This window comes from Duganella sp. GW822-FHT06D06 (assembly GCF_058799615.1).
Genome location: NZ_JBXALQ010000005.1, coordinates 23,542 through 37,197, shown reverse-complemented (window position 1 = coordinate 37,197; position 13,656 = coordinate 23,542). Strand labels below are relative to the sequence as shown.

Annotated in this window: 13 protein-coding genes and 1 pseudogene; 6 read left to right on the top strand and 8 right to left on the bottom strand. The window is 63.6% G+C overall.

The genetic code is table 11. The annotated features are described in order from the left end of the window. Positions 1–29: 29 nt before the first annotated feature. From AC1RMD_RS10790 to AC1RMD_RS10775, 4 genes are all read right to left on the bottom strand, one after another. Positions 30–2,720: a DNA topoisomerase III gene (locus AC1RMD_RS10790; RefSeq protein WP_492926448.1), complete on the bottom strand. Its 2,691-nt coding sequence runs from the start codon at positions 2,718–2,720 to the stop codon at positions 30–32. Positions 2,721–2,977: 257 nt separating this feature from the next. Then, positions 2,978–3,442 carry a Smg family protein gene (locus tag AC1RMD_RS10785; RefSeq protein ID WP_026334984.1) on the bottom strand — a complete coding sequence of 155 codons (465 nt, stop codon included), beginning with the start codon at positions 3,440–3,442 and terminating at the stop codon, positions 2,978–2,980. Positions 3,443–3,509: 67 nt separating this feature from the next. After that, positions 3,510–4,643, bottom strand: coding sequence for a DNA-processing protein DprA (gene dprA / locus AC1RMD_RS10780; RefSeq protein WP_492926446.1), 1,134 nt, complete (start codon positions 4,641–4,643; stop codon positions 3,510–3,512). 8 nt (positions 4,644–4,651) lie between these two features. After that, the gene (locus AC1RMD_RS10775; RefSeq protein WP_492926444.1) at positions 4,652–5,761 is read right to left on the bottom strand and encodes a LysM peptidoglycan-binding domain-containing protein; all 1,110 of its coding nucleotides are present in this window, start codon (positions 5,759–5,761) and stop codon (positions 4,652–4,654) included. 257 nt (positions 5,762–6,018) lie between these two features. Here AC1RMD_RS10775 and def point away from each other — a divergent pair, with 257 nt between their 5' ends. Together def and fmt are read left to right on the top strand one after the other, a co-directional pair. Continuing rightward, on the top strand, positions 6,019–6,561 hold the full coding sequence (def, locus tag AC1RMD_RS10770) for a peptide deformylase (RefSeq protein ID WP_492926442.1): 543 nt from the start codon (positions 6,019–6,021) through the stop codon (positions 6,559–6,561). Positions 6,562–6,579: 18 nt separating this feature from the next. Next, positions 6,580–7,536, top strand: coding sequence for a methionyl-tRNA formyltransferase (gene fmt / locus AC1RMD_RS10765; RefSeq protein ID WP_492926440.1), 957 nt, complete (start codon positions 6,580–6,582; stop codon positions 7,534–7,536). Between the two features lie 4 nt (positions 7,537–7,540). On the opposite strand, the gene AC1RMD_RS10760 is transcribed toward fmt, so the two are convergent. Next, the gene (locus AC1RMD_RS10760) at positions 7,541–8,467 is read right to left on the bottom strand and encodes a LysR substrate-binding domain-containing protein (RefSeq protein ID WP_492926438.1); all 927 of its coding nucleotides are present in this window, start codon (positions 8,465–8,467) and stop codon (positions 7,541–7,543) included. Positions 8,468–8,572: 105 nt separating this feature from the next. On the opposite strand from AC1RMD_RS10760, the gene AC1RMD_RS10755 reads away from it, so the two are divergent. Beyond that, positions 8,573–9,394, top strand: coding sequence for a CmcJ/NvfI family oxidoreductase (locus AC1RMD_RS10755; protein ID WP_492926436.1), 822 nt, complete (start codon positions 8,573–8,575; stop codon positions 9,392–9,394). Positions 9,395–9,396: 2 nt separating this feature from the next. Continuing rightward, on the top strand, positions 9,397–10,005 hold the full coding sequence (locus AC1RMD_RS10750; protein WP_492926434.1) for a 2-hydroxychromene-2-carboxylate isomerase: 609 nt from the start codon (positions 9,397–9,399) through the stop codon (positions 10,003–10,005). On the opposite strand, the gene AC1RMD_RS10745 is transcribed toward AC1RMD_RS10750, so the two are convergent. Next, a complete protein-coding gene (locus AC1RMD_RS10745) occupies positions 9,968–10,348 on the bottom strand; it encodes a MerR family transcriptional regulator (RefSeq protein WP_492926432.1) in 381 nt (126 codons plus the stop codon). The genes AC1RMD_RS10750 and AC1RMD_RS10745 overlap by 38 nt on opposite strands. 119 nt (positions 10,349–10,467) lie before the next feature. On the opposite strand from AC1RMD_RS10745, the pseudogene AC1RMD_RS10740 reads away from it, so the two are divergent. Continuing rightward, positions 10,468–11,514 (top strand): annotated as a pseudogene (locus AC1RMD_RS10740) (RNA-guided endonuclease InsQ/TnpB family protein). Positions 11,515–11,633: 119 nt separating this feature from the next. Then, complete coding sequence (locus AC1RMD_RS10735) at positions 11,634–12,272, top strand: NAD(P)H-dependent oxidoreductase (RefSeq protein ID WP_492926430.1); 639 nt, start codon at positions 11,634–11,636, stop codon at positions 12,270–12,272. Here the strand turns inward: AC1RMD_RS10735 and AC1RMD_RS10730 are convergent. Together AC1RMD_RS10730 and AC1RMD_RS10725 are read right to left on the bottom strand one after the other, a co-directional pair. Further along, on the bottom strand, positions 12,269–13,201 hold the full coding sequence (locus AC1RMD_RS10730; RefSeq protein ID WP_492926428.1) for a DUF2145 domain-containing protein: 933 nt from the start codon (positions 13,199–13,201) through the stop codon (positions 12,269–12,271). The two genes, AC1RMD_RS10735 and AC1RMD_RS10730, sit on opposite strands and share 4 nt — an antisense overlap. Continuing rightward, positions 13,198–13,656: a hypothetical protein gene (locus tag AC1RMD_RS10725; RefSeq protein WP_492926426.1), complete on the bottom strand. Its 459-nt coding sequence runs from the start codon at positions 13,654–13,656 to the stop codon at positions 13,198–13,200. Before AC1RMD_RS10725 ends, AC1RMD_RS10730 begins: the two co-directional genes overlap by 4 nt.

The following is a 13,656-nucleotide window of genomic DNA, read 5'->3' as shown; positions in this document are numbered from 1 at the left end:
GGTCCCGTTTTTATTGGCTCCGCTGAAAATTACTCAGCGGTGGCGGCAGCTTTTTTAGGCGCCGCTTTCTTGGCTGGCGCTTTCTTGGCCGCCGGCTTTTTGGCCGCTGCCGCCTTGGCCGGAGCCTTGGCTGCCGCCGCCTTCTTGGCCGGAGCTTTCTTCGCCGGCGCCGCGTCTTCCGCTGCACCGTCCGCGCCCTCGTCCGCTACCTTGGCCGCCTTGCCTTTGGCCGGAGCCTTGGCCTTGCGCTCTTCGAACTCGAAGCTGATCTTGCCATCCTTGCCCTTGGTCAGGAAGGCCTTGAACGGACGACGCGTGCGCTGCGAGACAAAGCCCGGCAGCAAGTCGGTCTTGCCATCGTTCAGCAGCTTGACCATCTGCTCCGGCAAAATCTCCTGTTGCAGGATGATGCGGCCGCTGCGGAAATCGCAAGTCTTCGGCTTGGCGACGCTGTTTTCGCAAACATACGCCAGGCCCATCTCGTACACGCCGCCGGCGCACTTCGGGCACGGGCCCAAGGCGGTCTGGCCGGTGAAGTCGACCGGCTCGGCATCTTCCGAATCGTCGTTCTGGCCGAAGTCGAACTCCAGCTTGAAGTTCTTGATCTCTTCGTCGCGCACGATGCGCAGGATGGCCGCGAACGGACGTCCCATCTTCGAGCGGAAACCTTGCAGCGGGCCGATGGTGCGGTCCTTCAGCAACTGCTCCACTTCCTCGATTTCAAACTGGCGGCTGCCCGGCGTTTTGCTCATCGAGAATTCGCACTTGGTGCAGGCGAAGCGGCGATAGTTTTCCTTGACCACGCTGCCGCAGTTCGGGCACGGCGTGTGCAGGGTGTGGTAGTCACCCGGGATCGTATCGTTGTCGTATTCCTTGGCGCGCTTGACGATGATCTGCGTCATCTGCGCGATTTCACGCATGAACTCGTCACGCGAGATCTTGCCCTTCTCCATCTGCGACAGCTTGTATTCCCACTCGCCGGTCAGTTCCGGCGCGGTCAGTTCGTTGACGCCCAGGCCGCGCAGCAGCGTCATCAGCTGGAACGCTTTCGCGGTCGGCATCAGCTCGCGGCCTTCGCGCAGCAGGTAGCGCTCGGTCAGCAGGCCCTCGATGGTGGCGGCGCGCGTCGCTGGCGTGCCCAGGCCCTTGCCGGCCATCGCATCGCGCAGTTCGTCGTCCTCGACCAGCTTGCCCGCGCCTTCCATCGCCGACAGCAGCGTCGCTTCCGTGTAGCGGGCGGGCGGCTTGGTGACCAGGCCGTTGGCGTTGACCGTGTCGGTCAGCACCTTCTCGCCCTTGGCGACCGGCACCAGGTTGCCGTTGGCGTTGCCGTCCTTGTCGTCGTCGGTCGAGGCTTCCTTGCCGTAGATCGCCAGCCAGCCCGGATTAGTCATGACCTTGCCCTCAGTCTTGAACTGATGGCCGGACACTTCGGTGTAGCGGGTGGTGACCTGGAACTCGGCAGGCGGGAAGAACACGGCCATGAAGCGGCGCGTGACCAGGTCGTACAGCTTCTGTTCCGGCTCGGACAGGTTCTTCGGCGCGATGGTGGTCGGAATGATCGCGAAGTGATCCGAGATCTTGGTGTTGTCGAAGATGCGCTTGTTCGGCTTGACCCACTTCTTGTCCAGGATCTGCTTGGCGAACTGGTGGTAGTTCGGGTTTTCCTTGACCACTTCCAGCGCCTGCATCACGGTCGGAATGTAATCTTCCGGCAGATGACGCGAATCGGTACGCGGGTAGGTCAGCGCCTTGTGCTTTTCATACAGCGCCTGCGCCAGGCCCAGCGTGTTCTTGGCCGAGAAACCGAAGCGCGAGTTGGCTTCGCGCTGCAAGCTGGTCAGATCGAACAGCGCGGGCGCCATCGACGTGGTCGGCTTGGATTCTTCGGTGACGGCGCCCTGCTTGCCGCGCACGGCCAGCGCGATGGAGTCGGCCGCGGCCTTGCTCCACAGGCGCTCGGCGCGTTTTTCCGGGTCGGTCTCGTCCTTCTTGAACTTGGTGTCCAGCCAGCGGCCTTCGTAGATGCCGGCCGCGCAGACGAACTCGGCGCGCACTTCCCAGAAGTCGCGCGAGACGAATTTCTTGATCTTCTCTTCGCGCTCGACCACGATCGACAGGGTCGGCGTCTGCACGCGGCCCACGGTGGTCAGGTAGAAACCGCCCTCTTTCGAGTTGAACGCGGTCATCGCACGGGTGCCGTTGATGCCGATCAACCAGTCCGCCTCCGAGCGGCAACGGGCGGCGTCGGCCAGCGGCATCATGTCTTCGTCGGTCCGCAACTTGGTGAAGCCTTCGCGGATCGCGCCGGGCGTCATCGATTGCAGCCACAGGCGCTTGACCGGTTGCTTGGCCTTGGCGTTCTGCGCGATCAAACGGAAAATCAACTCGCCTTCGCGGCCCGCGTCACATGCGTTGATCAGGGTGGTGACATCTTTGCGCTTGATCAGCTTGTTGAGCACCTTGAGGCGCGCCTCGGTCTTGGCGATCGGGTTCAGCGCGAAGTACGGCGGAATCATCGGCAGGTGGGCGAAGCTCCATTTGCCGCGCTTGACGTCGTGTTCTTCCGGTACGGCGATTTCCAGCAGGTGACCGACGGCGGAGGACAGCACGTACTCGTCGGATTCAAAGTACTCATCGTGCTTGGTAAAGCCGCCAAGCGTCTTCGCGATGTCGTTCGCGACAGAAGGCTTCTCGGCGATGATGAGGGTTTTGGTCATATTTTGTATCTCGTTTTTTAACACTTGGGATGGGTGCAGCATGCGCATCATACATGGATCGTGTCGCAGTCTGCACTTTTGCGATGCGGATGGCAAGGCCGAGGCGTCACAGTCTTGTCAAAGCGCCAATGATAAGCGCGTTGCCGGCAAGACTGCAAGCAAACCGCGCAGGACAGCGGCAATACAGCGTATCGCGCAGCAGAATGTTGCTTAATTCGTTACTCAAAAGGAAGCACCGGCCGCTGCGGCGGCTTATATTAGTGCAGCAGGCGGGGCGCCTGGTCCTCGTCGGAACCGAACAGGTCGTCGAACATCAGCGCGTCCGGCTCTTTTCCTTGGCTCCAGAGCAACATCAGCACGATGACCTTGAGCTTGCCCAGCGAGACCGGCGCCTCTTCCAGCGCCAGCGCGCGCTCGATGACGATTTCGCGCTGCAGCGGCGACAGCACCTTGGCCGACTCGAGGAACTGGATGAAGCCGATCGCGGCCGAGCCCAGCACATCTTGCTCTTCTTCCACGTAGAAACGGGTGCCGGTGGAGGATGCGGTCAGCGTGTGTTCCACCCCGGCCATGGCGTTCAGGTCGGTCAGCCAGACCAGCGCCTCGGAAATCTCGACATCGTCAAAACCGACAGCCGACAGTTTCTTGGCCAATGCGGCCGGTTCCGGGCAGGCATCGGGACGATAATAAGTCTCGTAGAGATAAACAAGGATGTCGAACATGGCTCTACTCTATCAGTTAAAACAGATCGGACACAAGTGCCGGACGGTTCGCCTTTTCTTCCCACCATCATGCGCGCAAACGCTGAAACATGCCACCAGGCAATCGCTCGACCAGGCCTGCCAGCTCCAGCGCCAGCAACTGCCCCTGCAAGTCGGCGGCGGACTGGTTCAGCCGCAGCGCCAGCAGGTCGGCGCCGGCCGGATGCTCGCCCAGCGCCGTCAGCACCCGGTCGACAAAGGTATCGTCCAGCGACGGCCGCGTACCGTGCGCGCCGGGCTTGAGCAGTTTGAGGTCGGTCAGGATGTCGGCCGCCGTCTCGACCAGCTTGGCGCCGCTCTCGCGTATCAGCGCATGGCAGCCCTTGGCCAGCGTGGCGTGGATCGAACCGGGGATAGCATACAGCTCCTTGCCCTGGTCTATCGCCAACTGCGCCGTGATCAAGGAACCGGACTTGGCAGCCGCCTCCACCACCAGCACGCCGCGCGCCAGGCCGCTGATGACGCGGTTGCGGCGCGGGAAGTTGTCGCGCAGCGGCGGCGTGCCCAGCGCGTATTCGCTGACGATGCAGCCCTCCTCGGCGATGCGGCGCGCCAACTCCTTGTTGCGGGCCGGATAGATCCGGTCGGGACCGGTGCCGATCACGGCGATCGTGCTGCCTGGCCCGTTCAGGCCGCCGGCGTGCGCCGCCGCGTCGATCCCCAGCGCCAGCCCGGAAACGATGGTCAACCCGGCCTCGGACAAGGCCTGCGCCATGCGGTCGGCGTTCAGCATGCCCTGGGCGCTGGCGTTGCGCGCGCCCACCACGGCCAGCGACGGGCGCCCCAACAGCTCAGCCCGTCCCTTCAGGTACAGCAGCAGCGGCGCGGCGGCGATATGGCGCAGCGCCTCGGGATAGTCGGGATGGTCGTAGCTCAGCAGCCGGTTGCCCGGTTGTTGCTGCCAGGCCAGCGTGGCGTCGACCAGGGCCGCCAGCCGGTCCGGCGGCGCTTGCAGCAGCGCATCGGCCTGTTCGGGCTTGACCTCTTCCAGCAGCGCGCCGCGGCCGGCGCTGAAGATCGCCTCCGGCGTGACGAAGCGCTCCAGCAGCCGGTGCGCCGTGCCCAGGCCGACGCCGTCCGTCATCTCCAGACGCAGCCAGCCCGCCAGCGCGGCGGCGCTGACGGGCTGGAACGTGGCGGCAGGGGTATCCGTGGCTTGCACGGCGCGGGTCACTCCGGCGACTTGGCGACGTCGCCCACTTCCACCGGCGCCGACACCTGCATGATCAAGCCGTAGGAAATATGCTTAAACACGCGGAAGATAAACAAGCTGCCCACTTCCTCGTCCGGCAGCTTGACCTGCTGTTCGCGCATGCCCAACCAGCTTTTGGAGGCCGTGGTATCGCTGACAGTCTTCCCCGCATGGTACAGCTGCAGCACGGAGCCGATGTCGAGTCCATCAAGCTTTCCGCGATTAATGCTGACTACCTGGTTCTGGCCGGCGTGCGTGACGCCGCCGTAAATCGCCACCACCCGCGCGCCCACCTTCTGCTCGGGCGGATGCGGCACGTAGTTTTGCATCGGCATCGGCGGTATCGCGCGCAACTGGTCGCCCTTGCCCATCTCCTCCTTGGCGCTGGCGACCACGAAGGTGTGGACGTCGCTGGCGGCGCCGGGCCGGGCTTCGGCCTGTAATTTCAGCGTGCCGAGGTAAAACGCCTCGTAGCCGATGACGGCCTTGGTGATCGGGTCTTTCAGCGGGTTGCCGGGACGGAACACCTGGAACGAGGTGCCGCCCTTCAGATCGCCGCGTACATAGGCCTTGTCGTCCTTGCCCAGGAACACGTGGCCGTCCTGCGTGGCCACCACGCGCGGCGCGCCGGCCAGTTCGTCGTTTTCGATGATCAACGGCTGGGTCAGGAAGGGTTCGATCACGCCGGCCGGGATCGACGTCACGGCATCCTTGCCCAGGCCCTCGGTCCGCAATTGCGGCTTCAGCCGCAGATTGGAGGCGCTGTTGCTGGCGTCGTTGCTGGCGTCGATCTTGTTGCCCAGGCGCAGGCGCCCGGCGCTGCGATCGAACCAGATGATCTGGCCCGGATAGATCCAGTGCGGATTGGCGATTTCGTCGCGATTCATGCCCCAGACGGTGGGCCAGCACCAGGGGCGCTCAAGGAATTTACCGGAAATATCCCACAGCGTATCGCCCCTGACCACCAGGTGCTGATCCGGCGCATCGGCGCGAAACTCGCATTTCAGTGGTTCGGCGGAAGCCGCCGTCAAGCCCGAAAAAAGAGCTGCCAATACTAAGCGGGTGCCGACTGTGCTAAAATTTTTCATTAGTAGATCCAGTAAATGCGCCATAAATTGCGCAGGCACACGATAGCAAGAAGCGCCCAATCAACGGAAAAGGCTTGCTAAATTGAATCAAATTCTGCCCATAAAACCCTGAACTAGCAAGAGAAACCGCGCAATGACAGCCCGCGCGGTTGTTGCATTTTTGATCGGGAAAATGACGGCGGCGACGCCCTCGACGCGGCGCGCGTTATCAAGGCACTCACTTAGTTTTCACATAGTTATCAACACAGTTACTGCATATGGCCATCTTAAATATTTTGCGTTACCCCGATCCGCGTCTGCATAAAGTCGCCACCCCAGTCACCGTCTTCGACGCCAAACTGGAACAACTGGTCGCCGACATGGCCGAGACCATGTACGAAGCGCCGGGCATCGGCCTGGCCGCGTCGCAGGTCGACGTGCACGAACAACTGGTCGTGATCGACATCTCCGAAACCAAGGATGCGCTGGTCGCCTACATCAATCCGGAAATCGTCTGGGCCAGCGAAGAGAAGCAGGTCTACGACGAAGGTTGCCTGTCGGTGCCGGGCATTTACGACGGCGTCGAGCGCCACTCCCAGATCAAGGTGCGCGCGCTGGACGTCAAGGGCCAGCCTTTCGAAGTGGAAGCCGATGGCCTGCTGGCGGTCTGCATCCAGCACGAAATGGATCACCTGCTGGGCAAGGTCTTCGTCGAATACCTGTCGCCGCTGAAGCGCAACCGCATCAAGGCCAAGCTCGTCAAGGAAGAGCGCGGCATGGCGCGCGAAGCCCAGCTGCGCGCCGCCGGCCGCCGTTTCTAAGCAGCACAAGGACAACGCATGAAAGTCATCTTCGCCGGCACGCCGGAATTCGCCGCGGTAGCGCTGCAAGCCTTGCACGAGGCGGGCTTCGAGATTCCGCTGGTGCTGACCCAGCCGGACCGCCCGGCCGGTCGCGGCATGCATCTGCAACCGTCGGCCGTCAAGCAGTACGCGCTGGCGCAAGGCATCGAGGTGCTGCAGCCGCTGTCGCTGCGCACCGACAGCAAGGATCCGGTGCGCGCCGAGCAGGCGAAGGAAGCGCATGCGCGTTTGCTGTCCACGCCGTATGACGTGATGGTGGTGGCGGCCTATGGCCTGATCCTGCCGCGCGCCACGCTGGACATCAAGCCCTGCCTGAACATCCACGGTTCGCTGCTGCCGCGCTGGCGCGGCGCCGCACCGATCCACCGCGCCATCGAGGCTGGCGACAGCGAGACCGGCATCACCATCATGGAAATGGAAGAAGGCCTGGACACCGGTCCGATGCTGCTGATCGAGCGCATCGCCATCGGCGAGCAGGACACCACCGGCATGGTGCACGACAAGCTGGCCGCAATGGGCGGCAGGATGATCGTCGAAGCGCTGCGCAAGATGCAGCACGGCCAGCTGGAAGCCGTGCCGCAGCCGGAAGCGGGCGTCAACTACGCCGCCAAGATCAGCAAGGAAGAAGCGGTGCTGGACTTTACGCAATCGGCGCTGGAGATCAGCCGCAAGATCCGCGCCTTCAATCCCTTCCCCGGCGCGCATGGCGCGGTCAACGGCGTCAACGTCAAGCTGTGGGGCGCCGAAGTGCTGGAAGCCGACAGCAAGGCGCCGGCCGGCCAGGTGCTGGCGGCCGATGCGCAACATGGCATCGTGGTGTCCTGCGGCAGCGGCTCGCTGCGTCTGACGGAACTGCAAAAGCCGGGCGGCAAGCGCTTGCCGGCGGCGGAGTTCATCAAAGGCTTCCCGCTCGAAGGTTTGAGCTTCGCCTGATGGCTTAGCGGACGCGTGGCCTGGCCTTGGCCTTGCTGCGCGCCGCCTCTTCCCGTATCCAATCCCGCACCACGACCGCATCCGCGCTGAGCGCGCTGCGGGCGATCAGCCAGTACGCGTAATCGCTGGCCGTTGCCTGTAGCGCGCTGGCCAGCGCCAGCTTGCCCTGCTCCAGCAAGGGCCGCACCAATTCCAAGCGGCCCAGCGCCACGCCCTGCCCCGCCAACGCCGCCTGCACCACCTGATCGTACTGATTGAAACGCAGCACGCCCTTCGGCTTCACGCGCCCCGCACCTGCGTCGCGCAACCACGCAGGCCATTGCAGCCACGGACGCGACACGTCGTCAAACTCCAGCAGCACCTGTCGCCGCAGCTGCGCCGCATCCTCAATCGCCGCCACCGCCAGCGCAGGATGCGCCACCGGCACCAGCGCCTCGTCGAACAGACGCAGCGCGCCTTCGGGCGCATCCTGCGGCCGGCAATAGCGCAGCGACAAATCCACCAGCTCCCGCTCCAGGTCGACAAAGCGATTGCTGGCCGCCACACGCACATCGATCTGCGGCGCGGCCTGCTGGAAGGCATTCAAGCGAGGCAGTATCCACAAGGCGGTCACACCGATACTGGCGCTGATGGTCACCGCCTGGCGCGCATCGCCGGGCCGCAAGCTGGCGACCACTTCACCCAACTGCTCCAGCATCGCATCGGCATGCCGAAACAGCCGCCGCCCCTCGGCCGTGAACTCGATGGAGCGGTGGCCGCGCACCAGCACGCGATAGCCCAGCGTGGCCTCCAGCGCCTGTATCTGCCGGCTGAGCGCCGATTGCGTCACGCACATATCCTGCGCAGCGAGCGTGATACTCATGCGCCGGCCGACTGCGACCAGGCTGCGCAGCAAGTCCAAAGGAGGAAGATCCAGAAGTCGATTAGCCATGCCATGAATGTATCACGCATGCGAAATAGGAATGCGAAAGCGCCGAGAATATCGTTTGAGCGCGGCATGGCGATCGGATTCAATGGAGCTTTCAGGGAGAACGCCATGACACACACAACCACCGCCGCGCTGGAGTACCTGCGGCCGACATCGGACCGTCCGTACACCTATATGTACCCGCCGCCGGACGGCCAGCCGTGGCAGAACGCCAGCTACCAGCGTGTGCCGGTGACGATACGCGACGCCCGCGACGACACTCACTTGTCGCTGGACCGCGAAGGCTATCTGCTGCACCACGCCCCCAGCGCCGTGCACGACTTCACCGACAAGGAAGAGGTCGTGCGACTCTACTACCCCGAAGTCGCCGAGCTGGCCCTGGCGCTGACAGGCGCCAGCGAAGCCTTCGTGTTCGACCACCTGGTGCGCAAGCGCACGCCCGGCTCGCCACAAGCCTTCGGCCGCATCGAAGGCCAGCGCCCCGGCGCGGCGGGCCGCGTGCATTGCGACTTCACGCCAACATCGGCGCGGCGCAGGCTGGAGCTGGAACTGCAAGGCGACACCGCCTCCGTGCAGCGCTACAGCATCATCAACCTGTGGCGCTCGATCCGCCACCCGGTGCTCGACGCCCCGCTGGCCGTGTGCGACGCCCGCAGCGCCACACCCGCCGACCTGGTCGCCAGCGATATTTTTTATCCGGAGCGGAACGGCGAAATCTACCAGGCAGTGCACAATACGGATCATGCATGGTCGTACTTCCCGGCGATGTCGCGCGACGAGGTACTGGTGTTCAAGCAGTTCGATTCGGCGCCCGGGCCGGTGGCCAGGTACACGCCGCACGCAGCCTTCGAACACGCCGACGCGCCACCCGACGCACCGCTACGGGAAAGCATAGAAATCCGCTGCCTGCTGATCTACAAGGGGAATTGAAAATGAATATGGAATTCTGGTTCGACTTCGCCAGCAACTACAGCTACCTGAGCGTGATGCGCATCCGTCAGCTGGCGCCGGACGGTGTAGTGTGGCGGCCCTTCCTGCTCGGCCCCATCTTCAAGGACGCCGGCTGGAACAACTCGCCCTTCGTGCTGCAAAAGGACAAAGGCGCCTACGTATGGCAGGACATGCCGCGCCAGTGCGCCAAGTACGGCCTGCCGTGGCGGCAGCCGTCCACCTTCCCGCGCAACTCGCTGCTGGCGGCGCGCATCGGCATCCTGTGCGAAGAGCAGCCTTGGATGACCGACTTCTGCGAACTCACCATGCTGGCCAATTTCGCCGAGGACCGCGACATCGCCAGCGACCTATGCATGACGGAGATATTGTCCGCGCTGGGCCAGGACGCGGCGGCCATCCTGCACGCCGCGCAAGCGGACCAAAACAAGGCCAGGCTGCGCGAACGCACCGAACAGGCCAAGGCCCGCCACCTCTTCGGCGCGCCCACCTTCATGGTCGGCGACGCCATGTTCTGGGGGAACGACCGGCTGGACGACGCGCTGGCGATGGCGCTCAGTTCACCGCAAGGTCCGCGCAAAACGGCCGGCTGATACTCTCATCGAGCAGTATGGCGCGCAGTGCCAGCAGCTCCCGTTGCTGGCTCGCCAGCGCCAGCTGCTGCTCCTCGACTTCCCGCAGGCGGGTTTCGGTACGCTCCAGTATCTCCGTTTTCAGACATTGGCCGTTGGCGCCAAACATGCCCCGGATGACGTCGAGCGAGAATCCCAAACGCTTCGACACCTGGATCACGTGCAGCCGCTCCATTGCATAGTTGGAGTATTCGCGATAACCAGCGGCGGTGCGCGAAATGGGCGACAACAGACCCTGCTCCTCGTAAAACCGGATGGTGGACGGGGTCAAGCCCGTTTTACGGGCCAATTCACCTATTTTCATCAGAATTGTTCCAAGAAATCTCGTCCTTCAGGACGAGGAGTGAAAGGAATCGACTCCGCAGGAGTCGATGCGAGGGAAGAGAACATGGAACTCATGCGTTCGGCAGTGGTCAAATAAATATGAAACTGGTCTACCGATATCGCGTCAAATCCTTGACCGGCCTGCTGAACCAGCAAGCACGGACGGTCAATTTCGTCTGGAATTACTGCAACGACCGGCAAAAGGATGCGTTGCGCTTCGGCCGGCGCTGGCATACGGGATTTGACCTGATCAAACTGACCACCGGTTGCTCCAAAGAGCTTGGTCTGCATTCGGGCACAGTCAACGACATCTGCCAGCGCTACGCCAGCTCGCGCGCCAGCTCGCACCGGCCTTACCTGCGCTATCGCGGCCGCAAAGCGATGGGCTGGGTACCGTTGAAGGGACGTGAACTCAAGCGTGAAGGCAACGCCTTCCGGTTCGCCGGCCGTACGTTTCGTGTGTTTTATTCGCGCCCTCTGCCGGAAGGGAAAATCCTCGATGGCACCAACTTTTCGCGCGACCGGCGCGGCAACTGGTTTCTCAATATTGTCGTCGAGGTGGAACCCGCAGCGGTGCGCGCCCCTGTGCGCGGGGTCGGAATCGATCTTGGCCTGAAGATGCTGGCGACTTTGAGCGATGGCAGCACCATCGAAGCGCCTCGCTTTTAGCGGGAAGGCGAGGCGGCGCTGGCGTGTGCCCAGCGCGCGCGCAAGAAACGGCGGACCAAGGCCATCCACGCCAAGATCGCCAACCGCAGGCTCAATTTTCTGCACACCCATACCAGCGCGATCATCGCCGCCTTCGACTATATCGTGGTCGGCAACGTCAACGCACAGGGCCTCGCCCAAACCAGCATGGCGAAGTCGGTCTACGATGTCGGCTGGTCGTCCTTCCGTACACAACTGGCGTACAAGGCTGTTAAGCATGGCGCCTGGTTCGAGGAAGTCGACGAACGTTTCACCACCCAGGCCTGCTCGCATTGTGGTGCTTTGCCCGATACGAGGCCGAAAGGTATCGCAGACCTTGGAGTAAGAGAGTGGTGCTGTAGCGATTGCGGTGCTGTACATGATCGTGATCTCAATGCTGCGGTCAATATTCTCCGTCGCGGACGTGCGACGCTAGCGGTAGGAATCTCCGCTCTTTAGCGCGGAGAGGACGTCAATTTGCGCCTTGACTCTCAAGTTAGCTTGAAACTTATTATAGAACGGTACTCCAGAGCTTGCTAACTGGGGGCGCATTCACGATTTCACACTGGAGTTCACAAATGACCGATGTAATTGACAAACTGAACTGGCGCTACGCCACCAAGAAGTTCGATCCCGCCAAGCAGGTAAGCGACGAAAAACTGGAACGCATCCTGGAAGCGATCCGCCTGGCGCCGACCTCCAGCGGCCTGCAGCCGTTTGAAGTCTTCGTCGTCACCAACCCGGACATCCGCGCCAAGATCCAGGCGGTGGGCTGGAACCAGGCGCAGATCAGCGAAAGCTCGCACCTGCTGGTGTTCGCGGCGTGGGACGACATCACCGCCGATCGCGTCAACATGATGTTCGACCTGACCAACGAGCAGCGCGGCTTCATCAACGAAGGCTGGGAAGCATATCGCAAGCAGCTGCTGGGCATCGTCGCCGCCCGCGGCCAGCAGGGCAATTTCGATTCGGCCGCGCGCCAGGCGTACATCGCGCTGGGCGTGGCCATGGTGGCCGCCGCGTTTGAAGGCGTCGACGCCACGCCGATGGAAGGCTTCGATCCTGCTGCCGTCGACGAAATCCTGTCGCTGAAGGAGCGCAAGCTGCGCAGCGTGGTGTTGCTGCCGATCGGCTATCGCCAGCCGGAAGGCGACTGGCTGGTCAACCTGAAGAAGGTGCGCCGTTCGCGTCCCAACCTGATCACCGAAGTGGCTTAATCGCGCAGCGACACCACACGGTCGCCCTCGCCCGACTTGCAGCCTGCGGCGATGGGCGTCCAGCCACGATGGATGACGATATGCTCATCGTCGTGGCATAGCTCGACGCGCTCGCTGGCCGGATAGCGCTGGTACACGAACGCCTCCACCGTGGACGGCAGGCTGACACGCAGCTGCATGGCCGAGCGGTCCTCATCCGGATGGTCGTCCAGATGCAGCAGCGGCACGAAGTGCGAAGCCAGCATCAGCAAGCGCGAGCCCACCTGCACCGGTTGCGGCGTGTAGCGCGCGTCGCGCAGCCAGGTTTGCGCGCGTACGCGCAGGTCGTCGCCGTCGGGCAGATCGCCCCAGCCGGCGGCCAACATCTCCATCACCCATTGATTGCAATTCTGGTAGCGCACGCTGAACGCGTAGGCGCTGGCGCTGTACTGGGACGCCAGCAGATGCTGCACGCGCGGCCCGTCGAGCAGCGCCGGACGCAGCGCGGCGATCGCCTCGGCCGGCAGCCGCACCACGGAAACATAGCCCAGCGCCGGATCGTCGGTGCCGAGCGCGAAACCGGCCAGGCCCTGGTCGAAAATGCGGGGACGGCTTTCATCGCAGGCATAGTACAGCTGACGCGCGGACCAGACGCCGGCCTCCGAACGCCATGCCAGCGCCGCATGCGAATAGCGGATATCGAAGCGCGACAAGTCCAAGCCGGAGCGGCTGACCAGCGCCACGCCATCACCAACGCCCGCCAGTTCCTCGCGCAACACGGCGGCAAAGCGCAGCAGGCGGTCTTGCTCGGCGGCGGACAGCGGCTCGCCGCGATCGCAGAAGCGCGACGAGCCGGAGGATGCGGACGAGCCGGCGGCCTGCGCCGCCCCGCCCGCACCGAGCGCCGCGCAGGTCAACGCGACCAGCGCCAGCGCGCGGCCTGGCTTCAAAGGCTGACCGGACGCGAGGCCAGCTCGCCGTACCACTCGTCGGCCAGCACCAGGTAGAACGGCTGATGCGGATTGCCGCGACCGAACTCGATGCCGTACGCGCGGTTCTGCGCATACATCGCATCGCCAACGGCGAGCTGCTGCTTGTCGAAGGTGGTCTGCGGCAGATCGAGCACGATGCGCTGTGCCGGATCGCTGGCCTGCATCGTGACGCGGGTGCGGTCGGCGTGCTCCGGCGTGGCGGCGATCTGGATGATGCGGTACTCGCCGTCGGCGACCTTGCGCTTGTCGCCGCTCGAGCTGTTGCTCGAACCGTTGAGCGAATCGGAGATGCTGCCGCTGGAGGCGGAACCGGCACTCGACGCCGACGAGGCGAAACTATCGGCATTCGCTTGCAGCGCCATGCCCAGCGCGCCGGCGGCGGCGATGAGGCGGATTGGTAGGGAAACAGGCAT

Bases quoted from the DNA above. Each gene is read 5' to 3' on its own strand.
- AC1RMD_RS10775 (WP_492926444.1), bottom strand. From the start codon at position 5,761: ATGAAAAATTTTAGCACAGTCGGCACCCGCTTAGTATTGGCAGCTCTT.
- AC1RMD_RS10785 (WP_026334984.1), bottom strand. From the start codon at position 3,442: ATGTTCGACATCCTTGTTTATCTCTACGAGACTTATTATCGTCCCGAT.
- AC1RMD_RS10790 (WP_492926448.1), bottom strand. From the start codon at position 2,720: ATGACCAAAACCCTCATCATCGCCGAGAAGCCTTCTGTCGCGAACGAC.
- AC1RMD_RS10755 (WP_492926436.1), top strand. From the start codon at position 8,573: ATGACACACACAACCACCGCCGCGCTGGAGTACCTGCGGCCGACATCG.
- AC1RMD_RS10745 (WP_492926432.1), bottom strand. From the start codon at position 10,348: ATGAAAATAGGTGAATTGGCCCGTAAAACGGGCTTGACCCCGTCCACC.
- AC1RMD_RS10735 (WP_492926430.1), top strand. From the start codon at position 11,634: ATGACCGATGTAATTGACAAACTGAACTGGCGCTACGCCACCAAGAAG.
- AC1RMD_RS10725 (WP_492926426.1), bottom strand. From the start codon at position 13,656: ATGCCTGTTTCCCTACCAATCCGCCTCATCGCCGCCGCCGGCGCGCTG.
- def (WP_492926442.1), top strand. From the start codon at position 6,019: ATGGCCATCTTAAATATTTTGCGTTACCCCGATCCGCGTCTGCATAAA.
- AC1RMD_RS10750 (WP_492926434.1), top strand. From the start codon at position 9,397: ATGAATATGGAATTCTGGTTCGACTTCGCCAGCAACTACAGCTACCTG.
- AC1RMD_RS10760 (WP_492926438.1), bottom strand. From the start codon at position 8,467: ATGGCTAATCGACTTCTGGATCTTCCTCCTTTGGACTTGCTGCGCAGC.
- fmt (WP_492926440.1), top strand. From the start codon at position 6,580: ATGAAAGTCATCTTCGCCGGCACGCCGGAATTCGCCGCGGTAGCGCTG.